This window comes from Pseudomonas sp. JS425, from assembly GCF_018223845.1.
Classification (GTDB): domain Bacteria; phylum Pseudomonadota; class Gammaproteobacteria; order Pseudomonadales; family Pseudomonadaceae; genus Aquipseudomonas; species Aquipseudomonas asiatica.
Genome location: NZ_CP073661.1, coordinates 4,666,311 through 4,685,864 on the forward strand (window position 1 = coordinate 4,666,311; position 19,554 = coordinate 4,685,864).

The 19,554-nt window shown below is 63.5% G+C and carries 10 protein-coding genes; 6 read left to right on the forward strand and 4 right to left on the reverse strand.

The genetic code is table 11. The features are described from left to right. Nucleotides 1-105: 105 nt before the first annotated feature. On the forward strand, nt 106-966 hold the full coding sequence (locus KDB76_RS21635; protein ID WP_038410077.1) for a DUF6279 family lipoprotein: 861 nt from the start codon (nt 106-108) through the stop codon (nt 964-966). 129 nt (nt 967-1,095) lie between these two features. Here KDB76_RS21635 and aceK read toward each other — a convergent pair whose 3' ends face one another. Continuing rightward, entirely contained in the window at nt 1,096-2,811 is a 1,716-nt protein-coding gene (gene aceK / locus KDB76_RS21640) for a bifunctional isocitrate dehydrogenase kinase/phosphatase (protein ID WP_013973730.1), read from the reverse strand. A gap of 248 nt (nt 2,812-3,059) precedes the next feature. Between aceK and KDB76_RS21645 the strand changes: the two genes are divergently transcribed. Together KDB76_RS21645 and KDB76_RS21650 are read left to right on the forward strand one after the other, a co-directional pair. Next, nucleotides 3,060-3,935: a DMT family transporter gene (locus tag KDB76_RS21645; RefSeq protein ID WP_038410078.1), complete on the forward strand. Its 876-nt coding sequence runs from the start codon at nt 3,060-3,062 to the stop codon at nt 3,933-3,935. 13 nt (nt 3,936-3,948) lie between these two features. Continuing rightward, nucleotides 3,949-4,407, forward strand: a complete 459-nt coding sequence (locus KDB76_RS21650; protein ID WP_038410079.1) for a DUF4265 domain-containing protein — start codon at nt 3,949-3,951, stop codon at nt 4,405-4,407. A gap of 3 nt (nt 4,408-4,410) precedes the next feature. Here KDB76_RS21650 and KDB76_RS21655 read toward each other — a convergent pair whose 3' ends face one another. Continuing rightward, nucleotides 4,411-5,292, reverse strand: a complete 882-nt coding sequence (locus KDB76_RS21655) for a DMT family transporter (RefSeq protein ID WP_038410080.1) — start codon at nt 5,290-5,292, stop codon at nt 4,411-4,413. Nucleotides 5,293-5,408: 116 nt separating this feature from the next. Next, complete coding sequence (locus KDB76_RS21660; protein ID WP_169775226.1) at nt 5,409-5,573, reverse strand: hypothetical protein; 165 nt, start codon at nt 5,571-5,573, stop codon at nt 5,409-5,411. A gap of 309 nt (nt 5,574-5,882) precedes the next feature. On the opposite strand from KDB76_RS21660, the gene KDB76_RS21665 reads away from it, so the two are divergent. The 3 genes from KDB76_RS21665 to KDB76_RS21675 all read left to right on the forward strand — a co-directional run bounded on the left by KDB76_RS21665 (nt 5,883) and on the right by KDB76_RS21675 (nt 10,757). Next, nucleotides 5,883-6,743: a formylglycine-generating enzyme family protein gene (locus KDB76_RS21665; protein WP_023661136.1), complete on the forward strand. Its 861-nt coding sequence runs from the start codon at nt 5,883-5,885 to the stop codon at nt 6,741-6,743. A 125-nt stretch (nt 6,744-6,868) separates the two neighbouring features. Next, nucleotides 6,869-9,328, forward strand: a complete 2,460-nt coding sequence (locus KDB76_RS21670) for a TonB-dependent receptor (protein ID WP_013973735.1) — start codon at nt 6,869-6,871, stop codon at nt 9,326-9,328. A 118-nt stretch (nt 9,329-9,446) separates the two neighbouring features. After that, nucleotides 9,447-10,757: an IS4 family transposase gene (locus KDB76_RS21675; protein WP_024086280.1), complete on the forward strand. Its 1,311-nt coding sequence runs from the start codon at nt 9,447-9,449 to the stop codon at nt 10,755-10,757. 219 nt (nt 10,758-10,976) lie between these two features. Here the strand turns inward: KDB76_RS21675 and KDB76_RS21680 are convergent, their stop codons facing one another. Next, nucleotides 10,977-19,553 (reverse strand): non-ribosomal peptide synthetase, encoded by an 8,577-nt coding sequence (locus KDB76_RS21680; RefSeq protein WP_212632191.1) that lies wholly within the window; start codon nt 19,551-19,553, stop codon nt 10,977-10,979. Between the last annotated feature and the right edge of the window lies 1 nt (nt 19,554).

The window sequence follows — 19,554 nt, forward strand, 5'->3', positions numbered from 1 at the left end:
CTATTCTACACCTGAAGCCAGCGCGCCGCCCGACCGCTGATGCAGTGGAACCGTCAGCGTCCCTCTTGCGTCTACCGACGGGCAAGCACCCGCAAGGAGCAGCCCATGCCGCTACGCCTGTCCAAAGCCCTGCTCGTCGCCATCGGCTGCGCACTGGCCTTGGCCGCCTGCAGCCGTATCGACCTGGCCTACCGCAACCTCGACCGCCTGGTGCCGTGGTCGCTAGGCGACTACCTGGCCATGAACAGCGAGCAGAAGGCCATGCTTGACGACCGCCTGCGGGAGCACCTGGCCTGGCATTGCAAGACCCAACTGCCTGGTTACCTCGACTGGCTGGACCGGGTACGCGGCATGGTCGCCGACGACCAGGTGACCGACCAATCCCTGCAGCAGCGTACCCGCGAAGCCCGCGAGGCGATTGGCCGGGTAGCCGAGGAAATCACCCCTTCGGCCACCGAGCTGCTGCGCGGCATGAGCGATGCCCAGGTGGCGGAGATGCGCGAGGCGTTCCGCGAAGACATCAGCGAACGGCAGAAGAAGTATGTGGATACGCCGTTGGACAAGCAGATAGCCCGCCGTACCGAACGCATGGAGAAACGCCTGACGCCGTGGTTTGGCGAGCTGACCGCGGTACAGAAGCAGCGCGTGCAGGCCTGGTCCCGGGCGCTGGGCGACCAGAACCGCGAATGGATCGCCAACCGCGCGCACTGGCAGCAGCAATTGCTGCTGGCGATGAACCAGCGCAACGACGCCAGCTTCGAGCCGCGCCTGGCAACGTTGTTACAGCGCAAGGAGAGTTTGTGGACACCGGAATACCGGGCGGCGTATCAGAATACCGAGCAGCAGGCGCGCAGCTTGCTGGTGGACCTGGTGCACCAGAGTACCCCGCAGCAGCGGCGGTACCTGCAGGAACGGTTGGGCAAGGTGCGTACCGATTTCAGTGAATTGAAGTGTTTGAAAGGGTGACGGTGAAAAGCAGGCCTGGCCTCTTCGCGGGTAAACCCGCTCCCACAGGGACCTCACTGGTTTCGAATCCTGTGCCGTACCTGTGGGAGCGGGTTTACCCGCGAAGGGGCCAGGCCTGTTAAAGCACAGTCACCGCCCCTTGCGCCGATACGGAAACACATCGATCACCTTCCCGTCACGAATCGCCGCCTGCAGCCCCTTCCAGTAATCCGCGTCGTACAACTCCCCATGCAGGCGGCTGAACAAGCGCCGCTGGCCGATATCGGCAAACAGGAACGGCGGAAACTCCTCGGGGAACACGTCATGCGGCCCGATCGAGTACCACGGCTCGCCCGACATCTCGTCCTCCGGGTAACGCGGCGGCGGGATATGGCGGAAGTTCACCTCGGTCAGGAAGCTGATCTCGTCATAGTCATAGAACACCACCCGGCCATGGCGGGTTACGCCAAAGTTCTTCAGCAGCATGTCGCCAGGGAAGATATTCGCCGCCGCCAACTGCTTGATGGCCAGGCCGTAATCCTCCAGGGCCTCCAGCACCTGGCCCTCGCTGGCGTGTTCCAGGTACAGGTTCAGCGGCGTCATGCGCCGCTCGGTCCAGCAGTGGCGGATCAGCACCGTGTCACCCTCGAGCGCCACGGTCGATGGCGCCACCTCCAGCAGTTCGGCCAGGCATTCCGGCTCGAACTTGCTGCGCGGGAATCGAAAATCGGCGAACTCCTGGGTATCGGCCATGCGCCCGACGCGGTCGACGCTTTTCACCAGCCGGTACTTGTCTATCACCGTGGCACGGTCGACCGTCTTCGACGGTGAAAAACGGTCCTTGATGATCTTGAACACGGTGTTGAAGCCCGGCAGGGTGAACACGCTCATGACCATGCCGCGCACCCCGGGCGCCATGACGAAGCGGTCGTCGCTGCTGGCCAGGTGGTTGATCAGCGCCCGGTAGAACTCCGACTTGCCATGCTTGTAGAAACCGATGGAGGTATACAGCTCGGCAATGTGCTTGCCCGGCAAGATGCGTTTGAGGAAGTTGACGAACTCCGCCGGCACCGGCACATCGACCATGAAGTACGAGCGGGTGAAGGAAAAGATGATCGACACCTCGGCCTCGTCGGTGATCAGCGCATCGGCCTCGATACCGTGCCCTTCGCGGTGCAGCAGCGGGATTACCAGCGGCCATTGCTCATCGCTGTTGAACAGACGGCCGACCAGGTAGGCACCCTTGTTGCGGTAAAGCACCGGCACAAACAGCTCCAACGCCAAGGTCGGGTCCTTGCATACCCAGTCCGGCAGGCAGTCGCGCAGTTGATCCTCCAGGCGCACCAGGTCGCCCTCCAGGTCGCCGTACGGCACATCGAACGGGTAATCGCTGAACACCGCTCGCAGCAGGCCCTTGAGCCCACCGTCAGGCCGATAGGTACGGGTTTGCGCGGCGCGCTCACGGCTGCGCATGGACGGTCGGGTGGTGTGGATGAACATGCAGCCGTCGCTGATCAGGTCGTGGCTGAACAGGCTGCAGAACAGCGAGTTGTACCAGGTCTCGGACAGCTCGTCGTCCAGCCTTGGGTCGATCAGGTGGATATAGGCGTTCTTCACCAACGGCCATTGCTCCACATCCAGCAGCACGTCCTCGGCAAAGCTCTGGCGCAGCCAGCCGTTGACCTCGGCGACCTTCTCTTCATAGAGATTGATACGGGCGGCGGCGGCACGCTGGATATCCTGCCAGCGCGCCTGCTCGAAGCGCTGGCGGGCACCGAGGGTGATGCGCTGGAAGTGGTCGCGGTAGTCGTCGAAGCCGGCAAGGATCGTCCGGGCGATTTCGACAGCGGGCCAGGGCTGGGGCATGCGAAGACCTCGGTGCAGGGGTGAGATACAGAGCTTAGTCTGCCTGTCCGGAATACGGCGCCTGTACCGGCCTCTTCGCGGGTAAACCCGCTCCCACAGGTTCTGTGCAGTGCTCGGCCCTGTGGAAATCCTGTGGGAGCGGGTTTACCCGCGAAGAGGCCGGCACAGGTTTACACCGCAAGAAAGCACAAGAATCCCCAGCCCCCCTGGCGTACACTCGCGCCCCTGCCCTGCCTCCGGAGACCGTTGTGAGCCCCATCGCCCTAGCCCGCCTGCTGACCCTTGCCGCCGTCTGGGGGGCGAGCTTCCTGTTCATGCGCATCATCGCCCCCGAACTGGGCACGGTGCCGACGGCGTTCTTCCGAGTGTCCATCGCCTGCCTGGGCCTGGTTGCACTGCTCGCTGCCGCCCGCGTGCGCTGGGACTTCCAGGGCAAGCTCGGGGCCTGCCTGGTGCTGGGCATGATCAATTCCGGTATCCCCGCCACGTTCTACTCCGTGGCCGCCCAGGTGCTGCCCGCCGGCTACTCGGCAATCTTCAACGCCACCACACCGCTGATGGGTGTGCTGGTCGGCGTGCTGTTCTTCCGCGAACCGATGACCCCGGCCAAGCTCTGCGGCATCTTCCTGGGCCTGTTCGGCGTCGTCATCCTCAGCGGTGCCGGCCCGGTGGCCCTGGACCTGGCCCTGCTGCAAGGCGCCCTCGCCTGCCTGGCGGCCACCACCTGCTACGGCTTTGCCGGCTTCCTCGCCCGCCGCTGGGTCAGCGGGCTGGACAGCCGCCTGTCGGCACTGGGCAGCATGCTCGGCGCCACCCTGATGCTGAGCCCGCTGTTCGCCTGGAGCGCGCTGAGCCAGCCACCCGCCAGCTGGGGCGGCTGGCAGGTGTGGCTGTCGCTGCTGGGCCTGGGCCTGTTGTGCACAGCGTTCGCCTACATCCTGTACTTCCGCCTGCTGGAGGAGATCGGCCCGGTCAAGGCCAGTACCGTGACCTTCCTGATCCCGGTATTCGGCGTATTGTGGGGGGCATGGCTGCTGGACGAGCCGCTGTCGATGGCGCACCTGTACGGCGGTCTGCTGATTGGCGTGGCATTGTGGCTGGTGCTGCGTCCGGCCCGCAGCTGAAGCGGGGTACACGATGAACGACGCGTACAAGAAGGTCCTGTTCCGCCTGGAGCAGGACGAAAACGGCTACCCGCCCGCCTCGGTCGAGGGCCTGTGGGCCAAGGCCGTGGAAGGCGGCCATGCCGTCGACAACATTCCCTTCCATGTCTACGGCATCGCCCCGGGCGACGTGATCGGCACCCGTGAGGAAGCCGGCGAAACCTGGTTCGCCGAACTACGCCGCAGCAGCGGCAGCTCGGTGTTCCGGGTGATCGTCAAGCCCCCGGAAACCCTGGACCAGGTACGCGCGGCCTTGCACGACTTCGGCTGCAACTGCGAAACCGAGCAGGCGGTGAAGATGCTGGCGGTCGAGGTCCCGCCGCAGCGCTCGCTCGACACCTTGCTCTACTACCTGCTCACCCAGCGCGAAGCCGGCCTGCTGGACTTCGAGGAAGGCGTACTGCGCCACGCCATCCCCGAAGAGTTCCGCTAGGGCCTATGCCTCGGCCAGGCGCGCGGCGGGCTTGCGGAACACGAACAGCAGGCCCACCACGATCAGCCCCATGCCCAGCAGGCTGAGCGGCGCCAGGCGGTTACCGAAGATCAGCAGGTCCATCACCGCGGTCACTGCCGGCACCAGGTAGAACAGGCTGGTGACATTGACCAGGTTACCCTTGGCGATCAGCCGGTAAAGCAGCAGGGTCGCCAGCAGCGAGACCACCAGCCCCATCCACAGCAGCGCGCCGACGAAACCGCCAGTCCACTCCACATGCAGCGGCTGCAGCGGCGCGAACAGCGCGCACATGGCAAAGCCGGCCAGGTACTGCAGCGGCAGCGTGCCCATGGGGTTGTCGGTGATGCGCTTCTGCAGGATCGAGCCGAAGGTCATGCTGCCCAGCGCCAGCAAGGCGAACAACATCCCCGCCAGCGATACCCCGCCCAGGTTGATGCCCTGGTAGACCACCATGATCAACCCGCCAAGCCCCAACCCGAGGCCGAACAAGCGGCTCCAGGAGCGCTGGCGCTCCATCAGCACCACGGTCAGGATCGGTTGTACCCCCATCACCGTGGCCATGATGCCGGGGGTGACATGGGTATCGAGCGCCAGCAGGTAGAAGATCTGGTAAGCGCCGAGCAGCACACAGCCAGTGCCCAGGGCCCGCAGGATGGCCCCGCGACTGCGCGGCCAGCGCAGCCCCAGCAATGGGCCGATCAATAGCAGCCCGGCCAGTGCCAGCGCCGAACGCAACAGCAGGAAGGCAAACGGGCTGGCATGCGCCAGGCCGAGCTTGGAGACGATCGCCCCGCTGCTCCACAGCAGGACGAACAGGCTTGTAGTGGCCGCCGAGGCCACGGATGCTTTGCTAAAGACAGACATGTATTGCCACCTGATTCAAGGCGAATAAGCCAGACGGACGGCGTGCGCTTCAGCGTGGGAAGTCGCCGACCGTGTTCAGTAGGTTGCGTGTGCGAAGGGATGCGGCCAGAAGCCGATCAGCCCAGCACGACCACGCAAGGAGGCGGAGCTACGCCGCCTACGACGCCACTGACAGGTGGTGGTGGATAGTGACTGATCATCGCCGGCTGCTGGCAGCCACGCACGACCATGCCCACGACTGGCGCGATGGCAAAGCTTGTGGTGGATGGGCTGGCTGGCATGAACAGGTCTTCGGGAAGAATGCAGTGGGCTGGACTATAGCCCGGTGCCCCATGCCTTGCAACCAGTGCCTACGGTACTCGCGGGAACAGCTTTTGTGGGAGCGGCCTTGTGTCGCGAAAGGGCCGCAGAGCGGCCCCAGCAATATCTGCGGCGAAGCTGAGAGTGTGGGGCCGCTGCGCGCCCCAATCGCGACACAAGGCCGCTCCTACAAGAAGACCGCGCTACCTTGGATGTTGGTTAATTTCTCACCACCCCGATTCGTCTGAATGCGAAACGCAGCCCGCATTCACCCGTTTCGAGGACCACCGATGAACGTATCCGCCTGGCTCTACCGGCCAGCCCAGATCACCTGCCTGCTGCTGGTCAGCGCCTACGCCCATGCCGCCAAGCCCGGCGACGTGTTCAAGGATTGCAAGAACTGCCCCGAAATGGTCGTGCTGCCCGCCGGCAGCTACGTGATGGGGGCCCCTGACGACGAAGTCGGCCGCCAGCCCGACGAGGGCCCGCTGCACACCGTGACCTTCGCCAAGCCCTTCGCGATGAGCCGCTATCAGGTCACCGCCGACGAACTGGACGCCTATATCAAGGCCACCGGCACCGTCATCAAGAGCGGCGACGACCGCCCCGGCCGCTGGTGCGAAGCCAGCAAGCCCAGCTACAAGCAAGGTCCCCGCCAGCCGGCGGTATGCATCGACTACGACGAAGTACAGGCCTACACCCGATGGCTGGCTGAAACCACCGGCAAGCCATACCGCATGGTCAGCGAAGCCGAACGCGAATATGCCGCCCGTGGCGGCTCCAGCGGCCCGTTCCCCTTCCCCTTCGACGAACCTGGCAAGTACGAGATCAGCAAGCACGCCAACACCTATGGCCCCAAGGACGGGCATACCTTCACCGCCCCGGTGGGCAGCTACCCGCCCAATGCCTTCGGCATGTACGACATGCACGGCAACGTCTACGAATGGGTCGCCGACTGCTACCACGACAGCTACGAAGGCGCCCCCACCGACGGCAGTGCCTGGATCCAGGACCCCAAGTGCATCCGCGCGCACATGCGCGGCAACGACTGGGGCGAGCCGCCGATCTTCTCCCGCTCGGCCAACCGCAACGACCGCCTCAAGACCACCCGCGGTGACTTCCTCGGCTTTCGCGTAGCACGCGAACTGTGAAGTTGTGACGCGGTTAACGCAGCATCGGCCAAAAAAATCGCCAATAAGAATCGTTCCGGTTTTTCGCAGGTGCTGCGTCCTATAGCTGACAAAGAAAAATCCCTCTGCCAACGAGACCGCAATAGATGTCCAAGTCCCTCCCCGGCTCGCTCAACCCGCTTGCCAAAGCACTACTGATCCGTCATTCCCTTCGTCCCCAGCGCGCGTTCACACGCATCGGCCTGGGCCTGGCGATATCCGCTGCGATGGTTGCCCAGGTGCAGGCGCAGGAGTGGACACTGGATATTCCCGCGCAGTCGATGAACTCGGCGTTGCAGGCACTGGCCAGGCAGACCGATACCCAGTTGCTGTACAGCCCGGAAGATATCGGTGGCCTGCGCTCCTCCGCACTCAAAGGGCGCCACGATCTCGCTTCGTCCCTGCGCATCCTGCTGGGCGGCAGCGGGCTGCGTTATCAAATCGACGGCAACACCGTGACGGTAACAGCGGGTTCAGCCGCAAAGGACGGCCAGGTCGAGCTTTCGGCGACCAACGTCAATAGCGTGGGCCTGGGGGCCACTACCGAAGGCACGGGTTCCTACACCACCGGCGTGACCAGCACGGCCACCCGCATGAACCTGTCGATACGCGAAACACCGCAAAGCATCAGCGTCATCACCCGCCAGCAAATGGACGACCAGCACCTGGCGACCATTACTGACGTACTGAAGCAGAACCCGGGCATCACCATGTCCCAGGACGGTGGCGAGCGCTTTCACATCTATTCGCGCGGCTCGGAAATCAGTACCTACCAGCTCGATGGCGTGAACACCACGCAAGACTACCTGACGCGCAACATGCCCAACACCCTGATGGACATGGCCATGTTCGACCGCATCGAGATCGTCCGCGGTGCCACTGGCCTGATGACCGGTGCGGGCGAGCCCAACGGTGTGGTCAACATGGTACGCAAGCGCCCCACGCGAGAATTCCAGTCGTATGTGCAGGCCGGTGTGGGCTCGTGGGACTACTATCGCACCGAGGCCGACGTGTCCGGCCCGCTGATCGAAAGCGGCAAGCTGCGTGGCCGCCTGGTGGCCGCCAAACAGAGCAACCAGAGCTACATGGACTGGTACAGCCAGGACCGTGACCTGGTCTACGGCGTGCTCGAAGCAGACCTGACCGATACCACCACCGTGCGCTTCGGCATGGACTACCAGACCTACGACGCCAATGGCGCGCCAGGTGTGCCGCTGTTCTTCAGCAATGGCCAGCCCACCAACTTCTCCCGCTCGACCAGTTCCGGGCCGCGCTGGATGTATGAAGACTACACCACCAAGAACTACTCCTTCGGCCTGGATCAGGAGCTTGGCAATGGTTGGCAGTTGAAAATGGCCGGCAACTACATGGATGTCGATCGCGACTCGCTGTCGGCGTTCTATCGCACCGGTGCCGGGGTCTCTACCCTCGATCAAGCCACCGGCAACGCCAAGTCCGACCTGCTGCAAGTCGATGCCCACCAGGTTCAGCGGGGCATGAACATCACGCTGCAGGGGCCTTTCGAGCTGTTTGGCCAGACCCACGAACTGGTTACCGGCTTCGACTACATGGATTACGAGAACAACCACTTCACCGGCAGAGCTGGGGAAGCCACATTCAACTTCTACACCTGGGGCAACCGCATACCGCAACCTGGCAACTATTCGCCACTGCTGGACTACGACCTGACCATCCGCCAGACCGGTTACTTCATTGCCACCCGGCTCAACTTCACCGACGACCTGCACATGATTCTCGGTGCCCGTACAACCAACTACCGTTCGGACTCGAACCAGGTGGTATTGACCACTGGCACTGGCAACCCCACGCAACTTAAGGAGCACGGAGAGGTAACACCGTACGCCGGCCTGATCTATGACCTGACCGATGAGCAATCGGTGTACGCCAGCTACACCGATATCTTCAAGCCCCAGACCAGCCGCGACCGTACCGGCAAGGTGCTGGACCCTGTGATCGGGCAGAACTATGAAATGGGCTGGAAAGGTGAGTTCTACGATGGTCGCCTGAACGCCAACGCGGCGATCTACCTCATCAAGCGCGACAACCTTGCAGAGGAAGACACCGGTTTCAGCGTACCGGGCGTGCCTAACTCCACCGCTTACCGCGCGGTCAGCGGCGCCGAAACCAAGGGCATTGATCTTGAACTGTCCGGCGAAGTGGCTCGCGGGCTTGAGGTTCATACCGGTTACAGCCACTCCCGCACGGAAGATGCCAATGGCGCTCGGCTGACGTCTCAACTGCCGCTGGATACATTCCGCCTGTGGACTACCTACCGCCTGCCCGGCGAATGGGAGCACCTGACTGTTGGTGGTGGGGTCAACTGGAACTCCCAGCAATCCCTGGCCACCCGCTACAACACGCGCATCACCCAGGAAGACTACGCCGTGGCCAGCCTGATGGCCCGCTACAAGATCAGCGAGCACCTGGCCGCCACGCTGAACGTGGACAACCTGTTCGACAAGAAGTACTACGCAGGCCTGGCCGGCAACTATGGCCACTATGGCGCGCCGAGGAACGCGACGCTGAACCTGCGCTACGATTTCTGAGCAGCAGAACGAAAAAAGGCGACCCTGGAGGTTAATGCCAGTCAGTTAAGACTGACGCTTTGAGCTTTAGCCCGTAGGCCGCAAAATCCGATGCTTGGAAACGAGCATCGGATTTTTTATGCGCCTGTCACAAGCCCTCTCCCTCACTCACGAAATGGCATCGCGGCCACATGCCCTCGAGGGGCTGGGGGCGTTGCTCGATCCTGATCTTGTGCAACAAGCTTTTGAGACGGCAGGTGTCGCGACCATTCGCAAGCGACGCCTCCCGCTTGAGAGCCTGGTGTGGTGCATCATCGGCATGGCGCTGTTCCGCCGTATGTCGGCTTGGGATGTCGTAAACCACATGGACATCATGCTGCCGGGCAAGAGGCCTCTGGTGGCCCCCAGTGCTGTTGTACAAGGGCGGCAGCGACTGGGCAGTGAAGCTGTACGTGAAGTTTTCACGCTCACTCAGCAGCGGTGGCACGAAGAAACCAAGCACCCGCACTGGTTGGGCTTGACGCTGCTTGGTGTGGACGGTGTTGTCTGGAGTACGCCTGACACAGCTGAAAACCGTGCGTTTTACGGGGGCGCTACCAATCAGCATGGGGATGGCGGTTTTCCTCAGGTTAGGATGGTCTGCCAGATGGAGCTGACCAGCCACTTACTGATAAACAGCACTTTCGAGAGCTACCACAGTAGTGAAATGAAGCTGGCAGAGCAGCTGATCGCGACCACGCCGAACCACTCGCTGACCCTGTTCGATAAAGGTTTCTATTCGTTGGGCTTGCTGCACCACTGGCAGTCACAAGGTGAGCATCGACACTGGCTGATCCCTGTGAAAAAGGGCACTCAGTACGAGGTGGAACACACGCTAGGACGCAACGATGCCGTGGTCGTCCTGCGCACATCGCCCCAGGCCCGCAAGCAATGGCCAGGCTTGCCGCTGGAAATGCGGGCACGACTGCTGAGCAAAACAATCAAAGGAAAGGTTGTGAGTGTCTTGACCTCAATGACCGATGCGCAGCGCTTCCCTGGCGATGAGATCGTTGATCTTTACAGTCAGCGCTGGGAAATCGAGCTGGGTTATCGGGAGATCAAACAAGGACTTCTGGGGGGCGAATACACCCTGAGAAGCAAGACGCCGGAGATGATTGCGCAAGAGCTGTGGGGCGTGCTGTTGGGCTACAACCTATTGCGTTATCAGATGGTGCAGATGTCGAGACAGTGCCCAGGCGTGTACCCATGCGAGATGAGCTTTACCGCTTGTAGCTGGGCGATTCTGGGCTTGCTGCATGGCACGTCATTAAACCATCCCGGCAACTTGCCAGGTTTTTTGGCAGATCTGCAGGCGTCAGCGGCTCAGTATGTCCTACCCCATCGGCGACCCGATCGATGGTTCCCCAGAGTGGTGAAGCAGCGCCCTGCAAAATATCCGACCCGAAAATGAAAATGCCAGTCAGCTTAACTGACTGGCATTAACCCTGGAGGTCGCCTTTTTCATGCCTGCATGGTGTTCGCTTCGGTAGGCGGTCCGTTGTAGGAGCTGCCTTGTGTCGCGAAAGGGCTGCAAGGCAGCCCCGGCAATTCCTGCATCACTGCTGAGCCCCTGGGGCCGCGTTGCGGCCCTTTCGCGACACAAGGCCGCTCCTGCAAAGAGTGAGCAGGTTTACTGGCTGATCGTATCTGCCAGCAACAGCCTGGCAATCACCCCCTCAAGGACATCCACCTGCTCAAGGATGTCATAGTGCCCGGCGTCAACAGCAATGTCCTGGCAGCTACCCGAGATGCCACCCACGTGCGCGCCCTCCCCCGCCCACCAGCAACTTGCCGCTGCCTCGGTAGACGGTAGCTGGCGCAACTGACGCGAAAGCGCCTTGAGTTTCATGGCCACGACAAAGGTCTGCGCCAGATCAGCGTTGCCGATTTCGGCATAGGCCGACTGTGCAGCCTGTGCGGCCCGTGCCGTTTCGATCACGCGCTCCAGGGCATCCTGAGTACTGCCGACCGGCACGACCGGCAGCACCAGTGCATCGGCCGAAACCCCGAGAATCACCGCCAGGAAGCCACGCAGGTCGGCGCTCCAGTCACTTTCCTGCACGGCTTGCCTGGCCGAGGGCACGAAGCTGTCCACCAAGGCCAGCACCGCAACCCGCTGCCCCTGGCTTTCCAACTCTTTGGCCACCAACACCGCCAGGGTGCCGCCCAGCGACCAACCTGCCAGCTGATAAGGGCCTTCGGGTTGTTTCTGGCGAATGTACTGTGCGTAATCGATAGCCATCGTTTCCAGCGAATCATCCACCCAGGCGTGATCCAGCAGCATCCGGCATTGCAGGCCATAAACCGTGCAACGGCCTTCCAGCCGGCGCGCCAATGGCTCGTAATCGAACACCGTGCCAAACCCGGCATGCAGGCAGAACAGCGGTGTACTCGCGCTCACTCGGCTGTTCAGCAACAACAGCGGGTCCAGGCTTGCATCGTCGGGGGCATAACCCGACAACTCGGCGATGGTCGGCCGGGCAATCACATCACGCAGTTTCAGTTCGATCGGCAAATCCTCACGGGCACGGACCTTGGACAGCATCTTCAGCACGCGCAGCGAGTCACCACCCAGTTCGAAGAAGTTGTCATCAACACCGACCTGCTCGACTTGCAGCACTTCCTGCCAGATCGCTGCCAGCGCCTGCTCGATTGCATTACGCGGGGCAACCCATGCCCGGCCTGCAAACTCGGGTGCCGGCAGGCCATTGCGGTCGATCTTGCCATTGGGTGTGAGCGGCAGCGCCGGCATCAGTACAAGCTGTGCCGGCACCATGTGATCCGGCAGGTCGGCGCGCAGGGCATCACGTAATTGCTCGGCGCGGGTATCGGCATTGTCCGTTACCACGTAGCCGATCAGTTGCTTGCCCGTGCTGATGTCACGCGCCACCACCACGGCATCGCGCACGCCAGCCAGGTTGCGCAGGCGTGCCTCGATTTCTCCCGGCTCGATGCGGAACCCTCGAATCTTCAGCTGGTTGTCCAGGCGCCCGAGGAAGTCGATGACGCCATCGGCGCGGCGACGCACCCGGTCACCGGTGCGGTACAGGCGGCCACCCGGGGCAAACGGGTCGGCCACGAAGCGCTCGGCCGTGAGTGCGGCCCGCTGGTGATAGCCACGCGCCACGCCCTCTCCGCCGATGTAAAGCTCACCGGCCACACCATCGGGCAGCGGGTTGAGGTGCGGGTCCAGTACGTGCAGCGTGCGCTCGCCCACGCGGTCGCCAATCGGCGCGTACACAGCCTCACAGGTTCGTTGCACCGGCACTTTCCACAGCAAAGGCGTAACCACGGTTTCCGTCGGCCCATAGCCGTTGGTCAACCAGCGCGGACGCAGCGTGCGCTTGACGTGCTCGAACAGGGCGTCCGGTACCGCATCGCCGCCAAAGCAGTACACCCGCACTGCTGGCGCGGGCTGCTGCTGGCTATCGGCGAATTCGGCCAACTGTTGCAGGTAGGCCGGCGGGAAGCAGGCGATGTCGATACGCTGGGCATGCAAGGTCTGCCAGGTTTCTTCTGCCGTCCATAGCCGGTTGTCACGCACCACCAGGCAACCACCCGAGGACAACGTCGACAGCCAGCGCTCCTGGGCCCCGTCGAAGGCGAACGACATGAACAGCAGCTCGCGGGTCTGCAGGTCCATCTCGTACAGCCCGGCGATGGCCTGGCAGTGCATGCGAATCTGGCCGTGGCTCACCGCCACACCTTTGGGCTTGCCGGTAGAACCAGACGTGTAGATCAGATAAGCCAGGTTATCCGCGCACGCGCGCTGTTCAGGTGCAGTAGCAGGCAGATGGTCCAGCGCTTGCTGGTCGAGCTCGATGCACCGCGCTACCTGGGTAAAGCGCTGGCGCAAGCCACTGCTGGTGACCAGCAGGTGCATTGCCGAGTCCTCGACGATCCACTGCAGGCGCTCTTGTGGGTAATCGATATCCAGTGGCACATAAGCTGCGCCGGTCTTCATCACCGCCAGGAAGGCCACGATCACCTCCACCGACCGCTCCAGGGCAATACCCACGCAGCTTTCCGGGCGCACGCCCTGCGCGATCAGGTGGTGGGCAAGGCGGTTGGCGCGCGCATCCAGCTGGGCATAGGTCAACTGTTGGCCGCCGCAGACTACCGCCATGGCCTCGCCACGCTCACGGGCATGCCCGGCGATAAGCTCGGCGAGCAGCGGCTGCTCGCGCCCAGGTGCCGCAAGCTGGTTGCGCAGGTCGGCGTGCCTTGCCTGCGCCGGCGTCAGCATGCCCAGGCTGCCCAGCGTGGCCTGGGGATTGTCCAGCATGGCGCTCAGCAGGCTTTCGAAACTGCCGCGCAGGCACTCGACAGCGGCTTCGGTAAAGCGGTTGCGCAGGTACAGGAACTCTACCGAAAAGGTTTCGCCCAATTGCACGGCCAGGTCCATGGCATAGTTGGTGACGTCGCGGTTACGTACTTCGCCAAAGCGCAACGTTCCGCCGCCGCCCTCGCGCAGGCGGTCGTCAACCGGGTAGTTCTCGAACACCACAATGCTGTCGAACAGCGCCTGCCCTGGCCGCCCGGCCCAGCGTTGCACATCGGCCAGCGCTGCATGCTCGTGGTCGCGCAGTTCCAGGTTGTAGTGCTGCAGCTGGTGCAGCCAGTCGCTGACAATGTGCTGGGGTTGCGGCGCCTGCACCACCGGTAGCGTGTTGATGAACAGCCCCAGCATCTCGCCTGCACCGGCCAGGCTGCTGGGGCGCCCGGCCACTGTGGCGCCGAAGCACACGCTGGCCTGGCCGGTGTAGCGTTGCAGCAGCAACAGCCAGGTGGCCTGGACCAGGGTATTGGCCGTAACCCTCAGGCGCCGGGCCTGGTCACGCAGGTGTTGCGTGCGCTGCGCATCCCAATGCAGGTACAGCGCATGGTGCCCGACAAGCTTGCCGTCCGCCTGCGGTGCAACACTGTCGGCCAACAGCGTCGGCCCCTCCAGGGCACGCAGCTTCTCGCTCCAGAACTGCTCCAGCTTGCCCATCGGCTGCTCGGCGAGCCAACGGATGTAGTCACCGAAGCGCCCCCCCGCATGGCTGGCGGGCCGGCCGTGATAAACCTGCAACACCTCGCCCAGCAACCGTGAATTGCTCCAGCCATCCATGAGGATGTGGTGGCGCGACCAGATCAGGTGCAGGCGTTGCTCATCCACTCGAACCAGTGTCAGGCGCATCAGGGGGGCACACGCCAGGTCGAAGCCTTCGGCGGCCTCTTCGGCGGCCAGCGCCTGCAAGGCGTCGCTGGTCACCTCACGCCCACGCCAGTCGAGCACGCGCAGCGGCAGGCTGGCCTGACGCTGAACCACCTGCAAGGGCTCCGCCCACCGGGCCGATGACAGGAAGACCGTGCGCAGGATGTCGTGGCTGGCGATCACCTGGTTCCAGGCCGCGACGAAGCGGTCTACGTCCAGGCCGTGCACATCGACCGCAGTCTGGTTGATGTACAGCGCGGCGTCGCTCTCCTGCAGGGTATGGAACAGCATGCCCTGTTGCATCGGCGACAGCGGGTAGATATCGGCAATCTGAGCAGCAGGTACCGGCAGGTCGTCCAGTTGCGCCTGGTTCAGACGGGCCAAGGGGAAGTCCGATGGCGTGAGGCCTTGGGTGTCATCCTGGCAGCAATGGTTGATCAAGGCCTTGAGTTCTTCTGCATAGGCATCGGCCAGTTGCTGGATGGTCGAGGTATCGAAGACTTCACGGCTGAACGTCCAGCCCAGTGTCAGCTCGCCGCCGTACACCTGGCCATTGAGCGCCAGCAGGCTGCTCAATGGCGCATCCTCATCCTGGTTCAGCCCGGCATTCTCGCTGGCCGGTCTGAACAGGCTCGCCTGCTGGTCGAAGCTGCCATCGAACTGCCCCAGGTAGTTGAAGATGATCGCCCCCTGGGCCAGCGCCGCCAACGTCTGCCGAGCTTCACCAGCCCCCAGGTAACGCAGCACACCATAGCCAAGACCCTTGTGGGGCACCGCGCGCAGTTGCTCCTTGATGGTCTTGATCGAACTGGCCAGCTCGGGCTGAGGGCTGAGGTTGACCGGGTACATGCTGGTGAACCAACCCACCGTGCGGCTCAGGTCGATACCGTCGAACAGTTCCTCGCGGCCATGGCCTTCCAGGCGCACCAGTACCTGCGGCTGCGCGGTCCAACGGCTGACCACACGGGCCAATGCCGTCAACAACAGGTCGTTGATCTGCGTGCGATAGGCTGCCGGTGCCTGCTGCAACAGCTTGCGGGTCCAGAGCGGGTCCAGGCGAGTGCTGACCGACGTTGCATGCTTCTGCAGGTTTTCACCCTGGGGATGATCGCAAGGCAAAGCATCGCTGGCGCCTTGCAGTTGATCACGCCAGTAGTGCAGTTCATGTTGCAGTGCCTGGCTGCTGGCATAGGCCTGCAGCTGTTCGGCCCAGACCTTGAACGCGCTGGTCTTGGCCGGCAACTTCAACGGCTGGCCGAGGGCAAGCGCCTGGTAGGCCTGTTGCAGGTCTTCCAGCAGGATCCGCCATGACACGCCATCGACCACCAGATGATGAATGACCAGCAGCAGCCGCTGGCTGCCGTCTGCCAGCGTTGCCAGCACGGCGCGCAACAGCGGCCCCTGAGCCAGGTTCAGGCTGCGCTGGGCCTTATCGGCCAAGCGTTCCAGCGCCTCGGCATCAACGCATTCGCGTACCCACAGCAGCTCGGTCGATACCGGCGCGCCGATCGTGGCCTGCCAGCGCCCGGCACTCTGCCAGGCATTGAGCCGCAGCAGGTCGTGATGGGCATGCAGGTTGCCCAGCGCCATGCTCAACAGCTGCGCATCCAGTGCCTCACCGGGCTCGAGCAACACCGACTGGTTCCAGTGGTCACGTGCTACAAGTGCTTGCTCGAAGAACCAGTGCTGCACCGGAACAAGTGGCAGAGGCCCGGTGACCACGCCCTGCTCCAGCGCTTGTGCTTCGCTGCGCCGGGCAACCGAGGCCAGCCCCTGCACGGTCTGATGCTGCAGCAACTCCTTGGGCGTGAACTGGATATCCACCTGGCGCGCACGGCTGACCACCTGCAACGAGATGATCGAATCGCCGCCCAGTTCGAAGAAGTTATCGGTCAGGCCGACCTTCTCCAGCTTCAGCACATCCGCCCAGATCGCCGCGATCTGCTGCTCCAGATCACTCTGCGGCGCGATGTACTCGCCCTGCGACTGGCTGGCATCCGGCTGCGGCAGGGCCTTGCGGTCCAGCTTGCCGTTCGGCGTCACCGGCAGCTTGCCGAGCAGCAGCAGGTGCGCGGGCACCATGTAGTCCGGCAAACCGGCCTTGAGCGCCTCGCGCAGGCTGTCGCGCAATGCGCCTTCGTCTTGCGTGCTGTCGGCAGGCACCACATAGCCCACCAGCTGCTTGCCGCTTGGCCCGTCCTGGGCCAGCACCACGGCTTCCTGCACACTCGGCAGCTCCAATAGACGCGCCTCGATCTCGCCCAGCTCGATGCGCAGGCCGCGGATCTTCACCTGGTGGTCGATGCGCCCGGCGTAGTCGATCACGCCATCGGCGCGGTAGCGCGCCAGGTCGCCGGTGCGGTACAGGCGCCCGCCGTTGTCGCTGAACGGGTCCGGCACGAAGCGTTCGGCGGTCAGCGCCGGGCGTTGGTGGTAACCACGGGCCAGGCCGACTCCACCAAGGTACAGCTCGCCGGCACTGCCGCGTACCGCCGGTTGCAGGCTGCCTTCGAGGATATGGGTCTTGAGGTTGTCGATCGGCTGGCCGATCGGCACGCTGATGCTTTCGTCCGGCTGGCAGGTCCAGTGGGTCACGTCGATCGCCGCTTCGGTCGGGCCGTACAGGTTGTACAGGCCCGCCGTCGGCAGGCGTTGCAGGGCCTGGCGGGCCAGTTCGGCCGGCAACGCTTCACCGCTGCACACCACGCGCTTGAGGCTGACGCAGCTTTCGACCGCTTCGTGGGTCATGAACGCCTGCAGCATCGACGGCACGAAGTGCAGCGTGCTGATGCCGTGGTGGTTGATGGTTTCGACCAGCAACTGCGGGTCGCGGTGCGCGCCGGGCTGGGCCATGACCAGGCGCGCGCCGGTCATCAGCGGCCAGAAGAATTCCCACACCGACACGTCGAAGCTGAACGGGGTTTTCTGCAGCACGCTGTCGCTGGCGTCCAGCCCGTAGGCCTTCTGCATCCAGCACAGGCGGTTGACCAGCGCCTGATGGCTGTTGCCAGCACCTTTCGGGCGACCGGTGGAGCCGGAGGTGTAGATCACGTAGGCGAGGTTCAACGGGGCCACGTCGACATTCGGATTGGCATCGCTGTAGCCGTCGAAGTTCTCGGCATCCAGGTCCAGGCTGCGCAGGCCGGCCGGGATCGGCAGGGCTTCGTGCAGGTGCGACTGGGTCAGCAGCAAGGCGATGCCGCTGTCCTCGAACATGTAGCTCAGGCGGTCCTGGGGGTATTCCGGGTCCAGCGGCACATAAGCGCCACCGGCCTTCACGATGCCCAGCAGGCCGACGACCATCTCCAGGCTGCGCTCCATGGCGATGCCCACCAGCACATCCGGCCCCACGCCCAGCTCGCGCAGCTTGTGCGCCAGCTGGTTGCTACGGCGGTTGAGCTCGGCATAGCTCAGGGTCTGCTCGCCAAAGGCCAGCGCCGGGGCATCCGGGGTGGCGAGTACCTGGGCTTCGACCAGCTGGTGGATGCTGGCTTCGCCTGGGTAATCGGTTTGCGTGGCATTCCAGCCATGCACGATCTGCTGCCGCTCCCCGTCATCCAGCAATGGCAGCTCAGCCACTCGCTGGCCTGGGTTGCCGACGATGCCCTGTAGCAGGTTCAGCCAGTGCCGCGCCATCTGCTGTATGGTCGAGGCATCGAACAGGTCGGTTGCAAAGGTCAGCGTGGCGCTGATGCCCAGCTCATGTTCGAAGCTGTCCAGCGTGAGGTCGAACTGCGCCGCGTGCACGTTCCATTGCAGGCTCTCCACCTCCAGGCCGGGCAAGCTGCGGCGCTCGCCCTTGCCCCGGGTCTGGTGGTTGTACATCACCTGGAACAACGGGCTGTGGCTCAGGCTGCGTTCAGGCTGCAAGGCATCGACCAGCTGTTCGAATGGCAGGTCCTGATGCACCTGCGCGCCCAAGGCTCGTTGCCGCACTTGCGCCAACAGCTCGGTGAAGGTCAGCTGCGTATCGAACTCGGCACGCATCACCTGGGTATTGACGAAAAAGCCGATCAGCCGCTCGGTCTCTACGCGGTTACGGTTGGCGATGGGCACGCCCACGCGCACATCGGCCTGCCCGGAGTAGCGGTGCAACAATACCTGGAAACTCGCCAGCAGCAGCATGAAGGGTGTCGCCCCCTGGTGCTGCGCCAGCTGTTTGAGTGACTGGCTCAACGCTTCGCCCAGGTCAACGTCGATCCGCTCACCGCGGTAGCTTTGCAGCGCCGGGCGTGGCCTGTCGGTGGTCAGTTCCAGCACCGGGTGGTCGTCGCCCAGCTGCGCCATCCAGTACGCCAGCTGACGCTCACGCTCGCCGGCGTCCATCCAGGCACGCTGCCAGATCGCATAATCGGCGTACTGGATCGGCAGTTCGCCCAGCGCCACCTCCCGACCTTGGCTATAGCCCTCATAAAGCTGCACCAACTCATCGATGAGCAAGGGCATCGACCAGCCATCGGCGACGATATGGTGCAAGGTGAGCACCAGCACGTGCTCGTCCTGCGTCAGTTCCAGCAGTTTTACCCGCAGCAGCGGCCCATGGACCAGATCGAACGGCTGCTGGACCTCAAGCGCGACCTGCGCCTGCAAAACCTGCTCCTCCACGGCCCCCAAGGCCTGGCGGGCCAGCTGGAAAGGCTGGTTCGGGTGGATGACCTGCATCAGCTGGCCATCTTCCTCGGCAATGGTCGTGCGCAGGGCTTCATGACGCTGGATCAGCGTCGCGAAGCTGCGCTGCAGGGCTGCCAGGTCGAGCTGCCCCCTGAACCTGAGCGCGGTCGGAATGTTGTAGGCCGAGCCGGTGGGCTCCAGCTGCCAGAGAAACCACTGGCGTTGCTGGGCATAGGACAGCACAGGGCGTTCGACATCGTGCCTGGCCACCGGGATGGGCAGTTGCGCGAGCGTGACGCCCTTGGACGCCAGTTTTTCGAGAAACAGCTTCTGCTGCGCCAGGGGCAGACGGATAAAGCGATAAACCAGGTCTGCGTTTCTGTTGTCCGTGTGCATC

Coding starts and splice junctions, on each gene's coding strand:
- KDB76_RS21660 (WP_169775226.1), bottom strand. CDS start 5,573: ATGCCAGCCAGCCCATCCACCACAAGCTTTGCCATCGCGCCAGTCGTG.
- KDB76_RS21670 (WP_013973735.1), top strand. CDS start 6,869: ATGTCCAAGTCCCTCCCCGGCTCGCTCAACCCGCTTGCCAAAGCACTA.
- KDB76_RS21665 (WP_023661136.1), top strand. CDS start 5,883: ATGAACGTATCCGCCTGGCTCTACCGGCCAGCCCAGATCACCTGCCTG.
- KDB76_RS21655 (WP_038410080.1), bottom strand. CDS start 5,292: ATGTCTGTCTTTAGCAAAGCATCCGTGGCCTCGGCGGCCACTACAAGC.
- KDB76_RS21680 (WP_212632191.1), bottom strand. CDS start 19,553: ATGCACACGGACAACAGAAACGCAGACCTGGTTTATCGCTTTATCCGT.
- KDB76_RS21650 (WP_038410079.1), top strand. CDS start 3,949: ATGAACGACGCGTACAAGAAGGTCCTGTTCCGCCTGGAGCAGGACGAA.
- KDB76_RS21675 (WP_024086280.1), top strand. CDS start 9,447: ATGCGCCTGTCACAAGCCCTCTCCCTCACTCACGAAATGGCATCGCGG.
- KDB76_RS21635 (WP_038410077.1), top strand. CDS start 106: ATGCCGCTACGCCTGTCCAAAGCCCTGCTCGTCGCCATCGGCTGCGCA.
- aceK (WP_013973730.1), bottom strand. CDS start 2,811: ATGCCCCAGCCCTGGCCCGCTGTCGAAATCGCCCGGACGATCCTTGCC.